The organism is Microbacterium sp. W4I4, from assembly GCF_030816235.1.
In the GTDB taxonomy this organism is placed as follows: Bacteria; Actinomycetota; Actinomycetes; order Actinomycetales; family Microbacteriaceae; genus Microbacterium.
This window is the reverse complement of the sequence record NZ_JAUSXT010000001.1, coordinates 48,184-62,498: the sequence shown is the minus strand read 5'-3', so window position 1 is coordinate 62,498 and position 14,315 is coordinate 48,184. Positions and strand designations below refer to the sequence as shown.

Genomic DNA, 14,315 nt, shown 5'->3' with positions numbered 1-14,315 from the left:
ATACGCTTCTCTATAGATTCTTCCGGAAAGGCCAGCATGTCGCGTCGCACTGAGAACACCCGCCGAACCTGGCCACGCACGCTCCTGTCCGTCCTGCTGATTCTGCTGTGGCTGGCGGGAGCCGGGCTCGGCGGGCCGCTGTTCGGCAAGATCGACGAGGTCTCCTCCAACGACCGCACCGCCTACCTGCCCGACTCGGCGCAGGCCACCGAGGTGCAGAAGGCGCTCGGCGATTTCCTCGGCGCGGACTCGCTGCCCGCCGTGGTCGTCTTCGAATCGGATGCGACCATCGATGACGCGCTGAAGGAGAAGCTCAGCACGGCGCTGGACGACGCGGTCACCGCGGAGGGCGTGAAGGATGACACCTCCCCCGTGATCGTCTCCGAGGACGGTCTCGCGGCGCAGGCGTTCGTACCCATCGACGCGGATGCCGACGTCGGCGAGGTCTCCTCCGCGCTCTCCTCCGATCTGCGCGACGCCGTACCGGACGGAGTCACCGTGCACATCACGGGACCCGCCGGATTCACCGCCGACCTCATTGCCGGCTTCGCGGGCATCGACGGCATCCTGCTGCTGGTCGCCCTGCTCGCCGTGCTCGTGATCCTGGTGATCGTGTACCGGTCGCTGCTGCTGCCGGTGGTGGTGCTCAGCACCAGTCTGTTCGCCCTGTGCGTGGCACTGCTGGTGGTCTGGTGGGCGGCAAAGCTCGACATCCTGCTGCTCAGCGGGCAGACCCAGGGCATCCTGTTCATCCTGGTGATCGGCGCCGCCACCGACTACTCGCTGCTCCTGGTCGCGCGCTACCGCGAGGAGCTGCGCCTCACCGAGGACAGATGGACGGCGATCCGCGCCGCGTGGAAGGGCTCCTTCGAGCCCATCCTCGCCTCAGGAGGGACGGTGATCGCAGGACTGCTGTGTCTTCTGCTCAGCGATCTGAAGTCCAACAGCACGCTCGGTCCGGTCGCGGCCATCGGCATCGTCTTCGCCATGCTCTCCGCGCTCACACTGCTCCCGGCATTGCTGGGCCTCTTCGGACGCGCCGTGTTCTGGCCGCGCCGCCCGACGTTCGAACCCGCGCACGCCGCCGATGAGAACCCGCTCGACGGACGGGGCGCCTGGCCGCGACTGGCCCGCCTGGTGCGCCGTCGTCCTCGAATGATCTGGATCTCCACCACGGTGGTGCTGGCGATCGCCGCCGCGGGTGTCGTGCAGCTGCAGGCCAGCGGCATCCCGCAGTCCGATCTGGTGCTCGGCCAGTCCGAGGCGCGGGACGGTCAGGCCGTGCTCGGCGACCACTTCCCGGGTGGTTCCGGCAGCCCGGTCTACGTGCTGGTGGACGAGTCGCGGATGCAGGATGCCGCGAACGTGCTGCTCGGCGACGACGGCATCGATGCGGTCTCGGTGACGGCATCCGACTCCGCATCGGGCACCGCGCCCATCGACGAGGACGGCGTCAAGGCGTTCGGTCCTCCCGGAACCCCCGCGCCCGAGCCGACGGTCGTCGACGGACGCGTCCTGCTGCAGGGCACGCTCGCCTCAGCCGCCGACTCCGCCGACGCGGAGAGCACGGTGAACACTCTGCGCGGCGAACTGGAGGACATGGATGCGCTCGTCGGCGGTGTCACGGCAACGTCGATCGACACCAACACGGCCTCGATCCACGACCGGAACCTCATCATCCCGGTCATCCTCGTGGTGATCTTCGTGATCCTCATGCTGCTGCTGCGAGCGGTTCTCGCACCGGTGCTGCTCATCCTCACCACAGTGCTGTCGTTCGGCTCCGCACTGGGAGTCGCGGCGCTGGTGTTCAACGGCGTCTTCCGGTTCCCGGGTGCGGATCCTGCCGTGCCGCTGTTCGGCTTCGTGTTCCTCGTCGCGCTGGGCATCGACTACAACATCTTCCTGATGACACGGGTGCGCGAGGAGTCGAAGCGGCACGGCACGCGCGAGGGCATTCTGCGCGGACTCGCCGTGACGGGCGGGGTCATCACCTCGGCCGGGCTCGTGCTGGCCGCGACGTTCGCCGCGCTGTCGGTGATCCCCATCCTGTTCCTGGTGCAGATCGCCTTCATCGTCGCCTTCGGCGTGCTGCTGGACACGTTCGTGGTGCGCTCGCTGCTCGTGCCGGCATTGAGCCACGACATCGGTCGCGCCATCTGGTGGCCCTCGCGCCTCAGTCGTCCGAGTCTTGGCCGTCGCGAGGTCGACGAGGCGGCTGCGTCCGAGACCGAACCCGAGCCCGTCGAGGGTCGACAGGCGTGAGGATCTGGTCGCTGCATCCGCAGCACCTGGATCGCGCGGCTCTGGTCGCCTGCTGGCGGGAGGCCCTGCTGGCGCAGGCGGTGCTGGCCGGGCGCACGCGCGGCTACCGGCAGCATCCGCAGCTGGAGCGGTTCCGCGCCCAGCCCGATCCGCTCGCGGCGGTCGGCGCGTACCTCGTCGGCGTCGCGGACGAGGCCGACACCCGCGGCTACCGCTTCGACCGCTCGCGCATCCTGTCACCCGCTGCTCCCGCCGCGAGCATGACCGTCACGGTCGGCCAGATGGCGCTCGAGTGGACTCATCTGGGCGTCAAGCTGCAGGCGCGCAGTCCGTCGGATGCCGAGCGCTGGCGCGTCGCCGAACCCGCGCCGCATCCGCTCTTCCGCGTGGTGCCAGGCGACGTCGCCGGCTGGGAGCGGGCCCGTCCGGCGGGATGATTCCACTCTCGCGATCGCCCAGCGACGCGCGTAACGTCGGATCATGAGCATCGATGCCGCAGACCGGTCCGCCGTCGCGCACTTCGTCCGCACCTGCGGCGACGGGGTGGTCGCCACGGTGGGACCCGATGGCGAGCCGCAGGCCGCCTTCGTGGGCCTGACCGCGACCGACGACGGGGTCCTGGTGTTCGATGCGACTTCAGGCTCGCGCAAGGTGTCCAACATCGGGCAGCGGCCGCGCATCGCCGTCGCCGTCACGGGGGCGGACGTCACCGTGCAGCTGGAGGGACGCGCCCGCATCACCCGCGATGAGGAGCGGTGGCGACTGGGCGAGTCGTACAGCGACCGCTTCCCCGGCTCTCGCGCTCTCGACGAGGGTTTCGCCGTGTTGGCCGTCGACGTGGAATGGGTCCGCGTATACGACGCCGGGGTGCATCCGCCGCACGTCTCAGAGGCTTCCTGGGCCTGAGCTGCGGCTAGGTCGCCCCATTGCGGGTGTCAAGGGTGTTGGTGTGCAGCGCGATCGCGGGTAGCTTCACGATCGCCGCAGACCGCGGCATCCGATGACTCGAGGAGGCAATCATGCCCGACCAGCCGGAACTCAAGGACGAGGAGCTCTACGAGAAGCTCCGCGACGAGGGCAACTCGAAGGAGAAGGCAGCCCGCATCTCCAACGCGGCCGCCCGCGACGGTCGTTCGGCGGTCGGCCACCGCGGTGGCGAAGCCGAGGACTACGAGGACCGCACGGTCGACGAACTGCGCGATCGTGCGAAAGAGCTCGGCATCGAGGGCTACTCCGACAAGAAGAAGGATGAGCTGATCAAGATGCTCCGCGAGCACTGATCGAGGCGGTGTCGTTCAGGACTCCGGTCCTCGTCGCTCGGCCGCGAGCTCCACACGCAACCCGGCGTTCTCGTCCTCCAGCTCGAGCAGGCGGCCGATTCCTGCGAGGTTCATTCCCTCGTCCCGCAACCGGCCGACGCGGCGCAGTCGCTGGATGTCGCCTTCGCTGTACCGCCGGGTTCCTCCCTCACTGCGGGACGGACTGAGCAGGCCGCGGCGTTCGAAGAGACGCAGCGTCGCCTCGGGCATGTCGACCAGCTGGGCTGCGACGGCGATTCCGTAGAGCGGAGTCCGGTTGTCGGGTTCTACCACGTCTGAGACCTCTCGTGACAGCGGGTTGCAAAGATCCACAATTTGATCTATAACAAATCTACACCAACCGATGCAGATAACCTGCATCTTACATCTGAGCCCGTTCTTCGGGCCGAACGAGAGGAGCACACCATGGGAATGACATTCGATCCGATCAGCCAGCTTGATCGTTTTGCTGCGAGCGTGCTGGATTCCGTTCGGTCTCCCCGCCTCATGCCGGTCGACCTCTTCCGTGATGGAGAGCGCTATGTGCTGCATGCCGATCTGCCCGGTGTGGACCCCGGATCGATCGACGTCGACGTGGACGGCAGTCAGCTGACTCTTCGCGCTCAGCGCACCGCAGACACCGGCGACGGCGCGCGCTGGCTGACGCGCGAGCGCGGCACGGGCTCCTTCCTGCGGCAGTTCACGCTCGGCGACGGCGTCGACCTCGACGCCATCAGCGCGTCCTACGAGAACGGCGTGCTGTCGGTGGTCATCCCGGTGAGCGAGCGCGCGAAGCCGCGCAAGATCGCGGTGGAGTCCGCCGAGCACCGGGAGTCGATCGTCGCGTGACCGACGGTGGGGCGCCCCGAGCGCCCCACCGTCCTCCGCCCCGTCGGAAGGAATGACATGAAGACGACCGCAGTCTCCGCTCTCGAACGCTTCATTACCGATATGGAGTACCCCGCGACGAAGGACGACCTCGTCCGTGAAGCGTCGCGCGACGGGCTCGCAGCCGAGGACATCGCCGCACTCCGCGCTCTGCCCGGCGACAGCTACGACGCGCGCTGCCGAGTCAGGGACGCGCTGGCGGCACTCGTGCACGCCGGCCGCGCGCTCACCGCGACCTGAGCCGGGCCCGGCCGCCTGAGCCCGGGCCGGGCGGCATCGCCCCTCAGCCGGCGACCTCGACGGCGCGTTCCAGATCGTCGACGAACGCGCGGAAGGCGGCCTCCCGCTCCGCGCGATCCCGCAGCCGCAACAGGCTCGACGGATGCACCGTCACCACCAGCGGGATGCCGCGACTGTCGGCGGCCTCGATCACGGTGCCGCGGATCTCGCCGATGCGCACGGTGCGGTGCAGCAGTGCGCGCGCCGCTGTCGCGCCCAGAGCGACGACCACCTTCGGACGCACGGTGAAGAGTTCGGCGTCCAGCCACGGACTGCATGCCTCGATGTGGGCCACGCCTGGCTTCTCGTGTATCCGCCGCTTGCCGCGCCGCTCGAAGCGGAAGTGCTTGACGGCGTTGGTGAGATAGACGTCATCGCGGTCGATGTCGGCGGCGTCGAGTGCCTCCGACAGCATCCGCCCCGCCGGCCCGACGAACGGCTCGCCCTCGAGGTCCTCCCTGTCGCCCGGCTGCTCGCCCACCAGCATCATCCGCGCCGAGGACGGGCCCTGCGAGAACACGACCTGGGTCGCATCCCGCCACAGCTCGCAGCCCCGGCAGTCCTCGGCCGCGCGGCGCAGCGCCCGCACACCGCCGCCGTCCGGGACCCACTCCTGCGCACCAGGGCGCTCCGCATCCGACATCGACCACTCCTCCGGTATGGATCCTCTCTCCGTCGTACCGTGCGACGAGCGGTACGACGATGGGGTTGCATCGTCTCCGACGTCAGCGCATGATGCCGACTCCGTCAGACATCGCGCTGCTGGCGCTCCGGCGCGGCCTCCCCATCCGGCGGGCGTTCAGCGCGCCGTCGGTAGGCTTCGACCATGGGGAACGGGTGGATCCGGCGATTGCAGCGAACGCTGCTGGTCTCGCCGGAGGCTCTGGCGGCAGACGCGCGGCTGGCCGCGCGGACCCTCGATCCGGATGCGGTCTGCGAGGTCGCCGGGGTGCGACGCCTCGCCGAACTCGGGCCGCGCAGCACCCGGATCATCGATTCCGAGCAGCTGCTCGACCCGACGGAGCGGCTCGTCGTGCTGCGGGATGCCGTGGAGCAGGGCGTGCGGATGCTGTTCGTCGAGTCCTCCTCGCCGGCTGAGGCCGAGCTGACCGATGCCCTGCCCGGGATCGTCCGCCGCCTCGATGACGGCACCGCACCCGATGCCGGATCGCTGCACGGGATCGCCGTCACCGCCCTGCTGCAGCACTGTCTGGCATCCGACCCCGAGCGCACCTCCCTCGCTCTCACCGGCATGCCGACGCGGCACATGGACGGCCGGGCACTGGCACTCCTGCCCGCGACGCTCGATGTGCGGCGCGCGCATCCCCTGCGGCGCCTGGTCGGCGATCCGCGGGTGCCGGTCTACCTGGCCGTCGGAATCTATTCGGCGCTGCGCGCCCTGCCCGTCGCGCTGATCCCCCAGTTCCACGGCAGTCTGCTCATGCTGTGGCTCATCGATGTGGTCACCGCGGTGCCGTACACCTGGGGCGTGCTGGCGATGCTGTTCGCGCCGCGGCGCGGCATCCGGATGCTGGCGACGCTCACCACTGTCACCACGTTCGCCGCCCCGTACGTGTACTTCTGGATGCACGGGCGGGACTATCCGCTCTACGTCGTCATCGTGATCGCCGCGCTGACCGCGGCCAGCATCCTCATCGAGGTCGTGAAGTACCTGCAGGAACAGGGCCTGCGCCGCCGGTATGCGGACGCGATGGCGCCCGCCGCACGCCTCGTCACCGTCTGAGGCTGTGCGACCGCGAGCCGACTACGACCGGCGGGCGCGCAGCGGTTCGGGATCCGGTTCGACCTGCGCGGCGCGAACCTTCGCGCGCCGGTTCGTGGCGCTTGCGCCCACCGTGCGGATCAGCCCGACCAGGATCACCCAGGCGCCGGACACAGCCCACACCGCGGCGATCCGGGCGTCGACGACCGGATGCGACACCACGAGCGCCGCGGATGCCAGAATCCATGCCGCCGTGGCGATGATCGTGACGATGCGCAGGCGGGTGACCCGCAGCGGATGCACGAAGGCGATCGGTGCCCAGGTCAGCAGCGAGAGCACGAGGACGACGACCGCGTTGACCGCGATGCCCCCGTCGAGGATCCAGAGTGCCAGCGCGACGATGTTCCACGCCGCGGGGAACCCGAGGAAGTAGTTGTCACCTGTCTTCATCCTCGTGTTGGCGTAGCAGAACATCGACGACACGTTGATGAGCAGCAGCAGTGCGATGCCGAGGGCGCCCTCGCCGAGCAGGCCCGCCCGGTACAGGAAGAGGGCGGGGATGAAGGTCCAGGTGAGGTAGTCGATGATCGAGTCGAGGATGACGCCGTCGAAGTGCGGCGCGAACCGGCGCACCTCTGCCCTCCGCGCCAGAGTGCCGTCGACGCCATCGACGACCAGCGCGATGCCGAGGTAGAGCCACATGAGCTTGGGACGATCGTCGACGAGGGCGAGCAGGGCCAGGGTGGCCCAGATGGCACCGGTGAGGGTGAAGGCGTGCACCGCCCACGCGGCGAGCACACGATGAAGGGGAGACGGCATGGCCTGCTTCCTCGGTTTCGGGAGCAGGCGGTCGGCGTCGACCGCGTCTGCTGAGTGAAGATCTCCTTCCACGGTAGCGCGTCGGGCCCGGGATCCCGGACGAGCCCGGTGTCGCGTCGAGCCGTAGCATGGCGATATGGACGCCCGCATCCGCACGCTCGGCATCATCGGCGCAGGACGGCTGGGAACCGTGATCGCCTCGCTCGCGGTCGCCGCGGGACACCGAGTGCGCGTCGCCCGCTCCGGGGCGCCCGAACCGATCGCCCGGGCCATGGCCGCGATCGGCGCGTCGGCGGGATCCGTGGGGTCCGTCATCGACGGGGCGGATGCCGTGCTGCTGGCGCTGCCGCTCGGACGCTACCGGACACTGCCGGCGGAGCGCCTGCGCGGGATGCTGGTGATCGACGCCATGAACTACTGGTGGGGCGCCGACGGCATCCGCCCCGACCTGACCGACCCCCGCACCTCGACCAGCGAACTCGTGCAGGCCTTCCTTGCGGGCGCACGAGTGGTCAAGGCCCTGGGACACATGGGCTATCAGGATCTCGAGGACGAGGCGCGACCCTCGGGTGCCGCGGAGCGCAAGGCGATCGCCATCGCGGGCGACGGCGACGGCGATGTGGCGCTGGTCGCGCGGCTGGTCGACGATCTGGGGTTCGATCCGGTGGTCGCCGGAGACCTGGCCTCCGGGATCATGCTCGAGCCGGGTGCGGAGGCGTTCGGCGCCGACGTCGATTCCCGCGAGCTGCGTGCCATGCTGGAGCGCTTCCCGACGTCGCAGCGCGGGATCGTGGTGGCCCGGGCGCGCAGCGGGTCGCTCGGCCAGGGCTGAGCACCGGGGCGCCGGCCGTCGACGGCTGGTGCACCTGCACGCGGATGGGCGGCCCCCTTCTCGAAGGGACCGCCCATGCGTGCAGGACGTGCGTCAGTCCGCGAAGCGGATCTCCCGCACCTGCGTATCGCCCTTCGTGTCGACGTACACCTGGTACGTTCCGACCTCGTAGGTGCCAGCGGCGTTGTTCTCGATCCGGACCGTGGCGACGATCGGCGTCTCAGTGCCGTCTCGATCGATCTCCGTGACCGTGATCGTCAGCTCGTTCTGGCTGCCCTTCAGCTTCTCGACCGAGGCCTCGAGCTTCCAGTCCACCGGAACGCCGACAGCTGCCGGAGGAACGACGATGTCCGCGCGCTGCGTGGGCAGTGCCGCCTCGTCGCCGAGGTAGAAGCTGGCGAAGCCGATCTGGTCGTATCCGGTGTTCTTGTTGGCAACGCCCGCGCGGTACATCGGGTCGTGCATCAGCGTGCGGATGCCGTACTCGGTGGGTGCGAGGGTGGTGACGATGGCCAGCCTGTTCCCGGATGCCCGCAGCACGAGCTCCTCGCGCCAGTCGCCGAACAGGTCGGCCTTCAGCGTCGGGGTGCTCTTGCTGCCCGTCGAGGTCAGCCCGGTCGCGAGATACCGGGTCGCGGCGAACGTCGCGTCATCGATCGAGTCGACGTTCGCGCCGTTCACGCCCATGTGGGTCAGGCCGCCGCCGAACCAGATCGCGTTCTCGCCCTGGGCGATGCCGCGGGCGGTGTTCGTCGTCGTGAGCACCTCACCGGTGACCAGACTGCGGACGTTCTTCGACGAGGACGATGCCCCGGCCTGAGCTCCTGGCCAGCGGTTGGAGAAGTTCCCCGCCACGCTGCCCTCGTCGTCGGTGCCGGCGTACTCGCTGTAGATCAGTGCGTTGTCCTGAACGACCTCACCTTCAGCATCCAGATGCCGACCCTTGAGGGGATCATGAGCCTCGGGTCCCGGCATCCATCCCAGCTGCCTGCCGGTGCGGTTGTCGTCGTAGAGGTTCTCCTCGCTGCCGGACCACATCCGGATGGTGTCGTCCTTGTCGACCGGCAGCAGCGCGCTGCGGTCGCCGTGTCGGAGCGGAGCCCACTCGTTCAGCGGGTTGTTCCGGATCTCGTCGGTCGCGAACTCGAAGGTGCCCGCGGTCGGCGGAACGCCGTCCTGCCCGGCGATCGTCGGCATGACGTCTCCGTTGATGACGCGCGGCAGGATCTTGTCCCCTGCCTTGTTCAGGTCGAGCACCATCGCCTTCATGACGATCTCGTCGCGACCGTCGCCGTCGAGATCTGCGGTCTGCGTCTGGTGATTGCCGCGGTTCTGGTAGTCGTAGGCCTCGCCGCCCAGCGACCAGTACTGCGAGTCCGCCGAGTCGAAGCCCGCCTGCAGCTTCACCTCGCCGTCCTCGATGCGGAAGGCCGCGAACGTGGTCCGCACGTAGTAGCCGCGCTGCGAGACCGCGTACTTGTGCACACCGTCGAGAGACGCGACGACGCCGACGTAGCGGTTGGCGCGGTTGCCCTGGGCGTCACCCCACGATGCCGCCTTCCAGGGGTTGGTCAGCCAGTAGGCCTCGGACTCCGCCATGATCTGCGACTTGTAGTCGCCCGGCCCGCTGCCCACGCCAGGGCCCGGGTACACGAGGTACGAGAAATTGCCGCGCTGGGTGGTCGGCGCCATGGCCCAGTCGTCACCGTCGACGCTCCCCTGATAGGTGTGCGGGTAGTCGGCGCTGTCGACGAGCACTCCCTTGGCCGCATCGGCATCCCACTCGAATGCCGAGAAGAACTCCTGATCGTCCTTCGCGGAACCCATCGGACCGACGTGGTAGGTCTTGATCCAGCGCTTCACCGCCGGATCGTTCACGCCGTCGTTTCCGCCACCCGCGATGGGGCTGCGGTAGCTGATCGCGAAGCTGTTCAGCAGCGACCAGTAGGTGTCGAGGTCGGCGGTGTCGCCCTCGGCGAAGTACTCCTTGAACTTGTCGGTGGTCGATGCCACGCCGTCGACGCCGCCGACGACCGTGCCGGGAGTGTTCTCGTACACGACCTTCTGTTGCGCCTCATCCCAGTTGCCGATCCGGGTACCGAGTGCGGTCTTGAGCATGAGCTCGGAGACGCCGTCGTCGTCGAAGTCCTCGGCGAACAGCGTCGTCTCGTGATCGTTGCCGGCACGGACGTTGTAGCCCATGTCGACGCGGAACATCAGCGAACCGTCGAGCTTGTAGACGTCGATGTACTCGGGAGCGGTCGTGGTGTTGCCGCCGTTGAAGATCGGCTCCGAGTACATCGGGTCCTGCTGTGTGCTGCGCCACTTGACGACGATCTCGTATTCGCCGTCGCCGTCGAAGTCGCCCACGGTCATGTCGTGCGTGGAGTAATTGCTGCTCATCGTGGTGAGGATCGAGCCGTCGTCGTTGAGCGCATAGGGCAGCGACTCACCGGCATCCGTGTTCTTCACGTATTTGATGAACTCGCCCTCGAGCTCGTCGTAGAGCGCCTGGGTGATCTTGCCTGCGGCGAGACCGTTCTTCAGCGCGCGAGGCTGACTGTAGGTGGCATCCCCCAGAGCGTTCGCCGTGGTGTTGTGCTCGTTGAGACGCGCGGTCCAGTCGTCCAGTTGTTCCTGGGTGACGCTCTTCTGATCCTCGAAGGCGCTGCGGAACTCCTTGAGCAGATCCATGTCGAGGACGTACCAGTTCTCGCCTGCCGTGCCGGGAACGACCATGTCGGCCGCCCGCAGGTTGGTACCGGGGCCGAATTGGTGGTCGCGATAGGTGAAGTGCGCGAGCGGGACGGGCTCAGGAGCGGGCTTGAGGGGGATGTAGTCGACGGCACCGCGGTTCGCCTGTCCGGCACCGCCGGCGAGTGCGTCGAGCATCGGCACGCTGAGACCCTGCCGCTCGCCTTCGACGCCGTCGATGACCGGTGCGACCTCGTAGTCGGAGGTGAGCCGGCCGCCCGGATCCGTGTAGCTGGACGGAGTCACGTCCTTCTTCACGACCCCCGGGTTGGTGTCGTAGTCGTTCTCAGGCTGCACGTCGCGGGGATCGATCGTCGCGATCTTCGCGAACTCCGCGCCGGCATCCTTGCGGTAGACGTTCCAGGAGATGCCGTCCGGCTCGTCGCCCAGGAACCGCCAGCTGAGGAAGACGCCCTCGGGTACCTGAGCGGCGACGAGTCCCCGGGTCAGGTATTCGAGGTGATGCGCCGTGTCCGGCGAATCGTTCGCTGTCGTGGCGCCGACAGCGGCGAGCGGACCGCCCAGCCCGCACACTGCGAGGCTGGCCGTCACTGCCAGGGATAGTGGAAGAATTCTTCGTGGTGTGTTTCGCACCTTCTGCGTCCTTGCTTCTCGATGATCTTCACGGAGACATGGCACGCCGGATAATGCCTTCGGCGGGCTCGTCTCGGGCAGTCGCGGGCCTGTCGGCCGCCGCGGCTCTCTTCTCGTTTCGGACCCCGACGTCACCGTCCACGGTCCGACGGCACCTTCACTGGGTAACCGCTTTCCGGTCATCCTGCCAGCATTGTACGAGTCGCGCAAGACCGGAAATGAATTGATTCAATGGTCAGACGCGTGACCCCCGCAGCTGATCGTTCGGTCAGATGCGGGGGTCAGGGGTTCAGATGAGTTCAGCCGCCGGAAGGATTCTCCAGCGGCCTGCCCTCGTCGTCGGTGGTCTCCTCCTCCAGCACCTCGTCAGGCTTCTCCGGAGCGCCGCCCGACGCGACGTCCGCTTCCTCGTCCGGTCCGGGGGTCCCCTGCGTGTTCGACGGATCGCTCATCGTGCCTCTCCTGTTCGTCGGTGTCACGAACCTACGATCCGCGCCGGTGAGCTTCCGAGGGGCTTGACCGCGTCTGGGTGGACGGGGATACTGCCGCGGACGGACACGCACCTGGATCGCGCCGCCGAACTCGGCGCGATCGTGGCCGCGGCGGTGATGCGCTGAGGTCAGGCCCTTCAGCCGGCGGGCCGCACGAGGATGCGCCCGTCGTCGACGCGCACGTCCCAGCACGTCTCGGGCACGCTGGCCGGCCCGCGATCGACCGTGCCGTCCTGCAGGCGGAAGCGGCTGCCGTGCCAGGGGCAGGTGACGCACCCGTCCGCGTCGAGGGTGCCCTCGTCGAGCGGCCCGCCGGCATGGGTGCACACAGCCGACAGGGCTCGGACCGTGCCCGCGGTCCTGACCAGCAGCACGGGCACCCCGTCGACCTCGACGCGTCGCAGAGTCCCTTCGGTGATCTCGGCATCCGTCGCGACGTCGGTCCACGAATCCGCGGGCTCCTGGAAGGCGGTGCGGTTGACGCCGATGCCGCGGACGAAGGAGAGATGACCTCCCAGGTAGGCGGAGCTGAGCGTGAGTCCGAGTGCGACGAGGCTCAGGGCTGCGCCGGCCATGTGGTGCCCGCGTCGGCGCATCAGCCAGGACGTCGTCTGCAGCGCGCTCGCCGAGGCGTTTGCGAGGGCATGCACGAGCCCGACGCGCTTGTCCTCGCCGTAGGTGTCCGACCAGTCGGATGCTCCTGCGAGCGCCGTCGGAGCGGATGCCAGGATCCCGAGCCCGACGAGCCGGCGCGCCGCGGTCTTCTCACCTCCAGTGAGATCGAGGGCAACAGCCGCACCCCACGCTCCGATCGGCAGATCCGTGAGCATCGGATGCAGCTGGTGCCCGAGCCAGGAGCCGGAGAGCACGTTCTTCACCGACTTGGGTCGGGTGGCCGCGTGCACCCACCCGGACACCTTCTCCCCAAGAGGATCCAGTGCTTTCTGGCGTTGGATCCAGTGGATCAGGGGTCGCGTGGCGGCTGCGATGGCGGGCATCGGGATCACTCCTCCGGTCGTCGAACTCATGTCCGGTCTGTCTCTTCGCCCTCTGTCCTACTCCCCTGCCCGTGCGGAGGCAACGGGTTGCGCGGGGAGGGTGATGGGGATACCGACGGCGGACTCGTTGACGTCTTTAGACCATCAGTCTAAACTGGTGGTCTAATCATTGATTGGGAAGGATACGCCATGAAGATCCTGATCGTGGGGGCCGGGATCGCCGGCCCGACCCTGGCGTTCTGGTTGAACAGGTCAGGACACGAGGTCACCATCGTGGAACACGCCCCGACGTTGCGCAGCGGCGGCTATCTGGTCGATTTCTGGGGCGCCGGTTTCGATGTGGCGGAGCGAATGGGCATCGTGCCCGAACTGTGCAGGCGCGGCTACGTGTTCACCGAGGCGAGAGCGGTCGATCGGAACGGCCGAAGGATCGCATCGCTCGATCCGGAATCGGTGATCGAGTCGAACGAGCGGTATCTGAGCATCCCGCGCACGGATCTGGCCGCTGTCATCTACGAATCCCTCGGAGGCGCAGCGGAGCTGATGCTCGGCGACACCGTGCAAGACGTCGTCGATGACGGCCAGCGCGTCGAGGTCGCCTTCGAGAGTGGAGTGACCCGTCACTTCGATCTCGTCATCGGAGCGGACGGCCTGCACTCGCGGGTGCGCAAGCTCGCCTTCGGACCGGAGGAGCAGTTCGAGAAGTATCTCGGCATGGTGGTGGCCGCGATCGACGTGGATCAGTATCCAGAGCGGGACGAGCTCGTCGCGATGATGCATGCCGATGTCGGATTCCAGGCGATCCGCCTATCCTTCCGCGATGACGCCACGCTGCTCCTGTTCAGCCTCCGGTACGACGGCGAGGTGCCGACCGAGCGCGCGGAACAGGAGAGCCTGCTGCGCCTGAAGCTGGGCGACAAGGGGTGGGAGGTTCCGCAGATGCTCGCTGCCATGAGCGATGCGAAGAACTTCTACTTCGATGCTGTCAGCCAGATCCGGATGCCGTCGTGGTCGACCGGTCGCATCGCTCTGGTGGGCGATGCCGGCGCATGTCCGTCGTTCCTGGCGGGCCAGGGCTCGGCACTGGCGATGGTGGAGGCGTACACGCTGGCTGCGGAGCTCGCCCGAACGAGCGACCACCGGGAGGCGTTCGCCCGTTACGAGGAGCGTCTGATGCCGCTGATCCGGTCCAAGCAGGATGCAGCACGGGGCTTGGGTGTGGCATTCGCGCCGAAGAACAGGTTCCAGCTTCTCGTGAGGAATTCGGCGATGAAGCTGATGGGACTGCCGAAGATCGGCGACATCGTGATGGGCCGGAGCTTCCATGATCGCGTCGAGCTTCCGGCGTTCCCCGAGCAGACTCCGGCACACTGAGGG

General features: G+C 68.1%; 15 protein-coding genes. 9 read left to right on the top strand and 6 right to left on the bottom strand.

Translation table 11 applies throughout. The annotated features are described in order from the left end of the window. Positions 1–36 precede the first annotated feature (36 nt). From QF046_RS00330 to QF046_RS00315, 4 genes are all read left to right on the top strand, one after another. Positions 37–2,262 (top strand): efflux RND transporter permease subunit, encoded by a 2,226-nt coding sequence (locus QF046_RS00330; protein ID WP_307365036.1) that lies wholly within the window; start codon positions 37–39, stop codon positions 2,260–2,262. After that, entirely contained in the window at positions 2,259–2,699 is a 441-nt protein-coding gene (locus QF046_RS00325) for a pyrimidine dimer DNA glycosylase/endonuclease V (RefSeq protein ID WP_307365033.1), read from the top strand. Before QF046_RS00330 ends, QF046_RS00325 begins: the two co-directional genes overlap by 4 nt. 43 nt (positions 2,700–2,742) lie before the next feature. Then, positions 2,743–3,168 carry a pyridoxamine 5'-phosphate oxidase family protein gene (locus QF046_RS00320; RefSeq protein WP_307365031.1) on the top strand — a complete coding sequence of 142 codons (426 nt, stop codon included), beginning with the start codon at positions 2,743–2,745 and terminating at the stop codon, positions 3,166–3,168. Positions 3,169–3,281: 113 nt separating this feature from the next. Next, positions 3,282–3,542: a Rho termination factor N-terminal domain-containing protein gene (locus tag QF046_RS00315; protein WP_307365029.1), complete on the top strand. Its 261-nt coding sequence runs from the start codon at positions 3,282–3,284 to the stop codon at positions 3,540–3,542. 15 nt (positions 3,543–3,557) lie between these two features. Here the strand turns inward: QF046_RS00315 and QF046_RS00310 are convergent, their stop codons facing one another. Then, complete coding sequence (locus QF046_RS00310; protein WP_307365027.1) at positions 3,558–3,854, bottom strand: MerR family transcriptional regulator; 297 nt, start codon at positions 3,852–3,854, stop codon at positions 3,558–3,560. Positions 3,855–3,986: 132 nt separating this feature from the next. Here QF046_RS00310 and QF046_RS00305 point away from each other — a divergent pair, with 132 nt between their 5' ends. Continuing rightward, the gene (locus tag QF046_RS00305; protein WP_307365025.1) at positions 3,987–4,409 is read left to right on the top strand and encodes an Hsp20/alpha crystallin family protein; all 423 of its coding nucleotides are present in this window, start codon (positions 3,987–3,989) and stop codon (positions 4,407–4,409) included. Between the two features lie 57 nt (positions 4,410–4,466). Continuing rightward, a complete protein-coding gene (locus QF046_RS00300) occupies positions 4,467–4,688 on the top strand; it encodes a DUF2795 domain-containing protein (protein WP_307365023.1) in 222 nt (73 codons plus the stop codon). Positions 4,689–4,731: 43 nt separating this feature from the next. On the opposite strand, the gene QF046_RS00295 is transcribed toward QF046_RS00300, so the two are convergent. After that, positions 4,732–5,370: a UdgX family uracil-DNA binding protein gene (locus QF046_RS00295; protein ID WP_307365021.1), complete on the bottom strand. Its 639-nt coding sequence runs from the start codon at positions 5,368–5,370 to the stop codon at positions 4,732–4,734. Between the two features lie 183 nt (positions 5,371–5,553). Between QF046_RS00295 and QF046_RS00290 the strand changes: the two genes are divergently transcribed. Beyond that, positions 5,554–6,471, top strand: a complete 918-nt coding sequence (locus QF046_RS00290; protein WP_307365019.1) for a hypothetical protein — start codon at positions 5,554–5,556, stop codon at positions 6,469–6,471. Positions 6,472–6,492: 21 nt separating this feature from the next. Here the strand turns inward: QF046_RS00290 and QF046_RS00285 are convergent, their stop codons facing one another. Then, the gene (locus QF046_RS00285) at positions 6,493–7,269 is read right to left on the bottom strand and encodes a phosphatidylcholine/phosphatidylserine synthase (RefSeq protein ID WP_307365017.1); all 777 of its coding nucleotides are present in this window, start codon (positions 7,267–7,269) and stop codon (positions 6,493–6,495) included. Positions 7,270–7,405: 136 nt separating this feature from the next. Between QF046_RS00285 and QF046_RS00280 the strand changes: the two genes are divergently transcribed. Further along, the gene (locus QF046_RS00280; protein ID WP_307365015.1) at positions 7,406–8,101 is read left to right on the top strand and encodes an NADPH-dependent F420 reductase; all 696 of its coding nucleotides are present in this window, start codon (positions 7,406–7,408) and stop codon (positions 8,099–8,101) included. A 93-nt stretch (positions 8,102–8,194) separates the two neighbouring features. Here the strand turns inward: QF046_RS00280 and QF046_RS00275 are convergent, their stop codons facing one another. The 3 genes from QF046_RS00275 to QF046_RS00265 form a co-directional block, all read right to left on the bottom strand. Next, the gene (locus tag QF046_RS00275) at positions 8,195–11,407 is read right to left on the bottom strand and encodes a hypothetical protein (protein ID WP_307365014.1); all 3,213 of its coding nucleotides are present in this window, start codon (positions 11,405–11,407) and stop codon (positions 8,195–8,197) included. 341 nt (positions 11,408–11,748) lie between these two features. Then, positions 11,749–11,901 carry a hypothetical protein gene (locus tag QF046_RS00270; protein ID WP_307365013.1) on the bottom strand — a complete coding sequence of 51 codons (153 nt, stop codon included), beginning with the start codon at positions 11,899–11,901 and terminating at the stop codon, positions 11,749–11,751. Between the two features lie 176 nt (positions 11,902–12,077). After that, complete coding sequence (locus QF046_RS00265; RefSeq protein WP_307365011.1) at positions 12,078–12,938, bottom strand: Rieske (2Fe-2S) protein; 861 nt, start codon at positions 12,936–12,938, stop codon at positions 12,078–12,080. 189 nt (positions 12,939–13,127) lie between these two features. Between QF046_RS00265 and QF046_RS00260 the strand changes: the two genes are divergently transcribed. Then, complete coding sequence (locus QF046_RS00260) at positions 13,128–14,312, top strand: FAD-binding domain (protein WP_307365009.1); 1,185 nt, start codon at positions 13,128–13,130, stop codon at positions 14,310–14,312. The last annotated feature ends 3 nt before the right edge of the window (positions 14,313–14,315 follow it).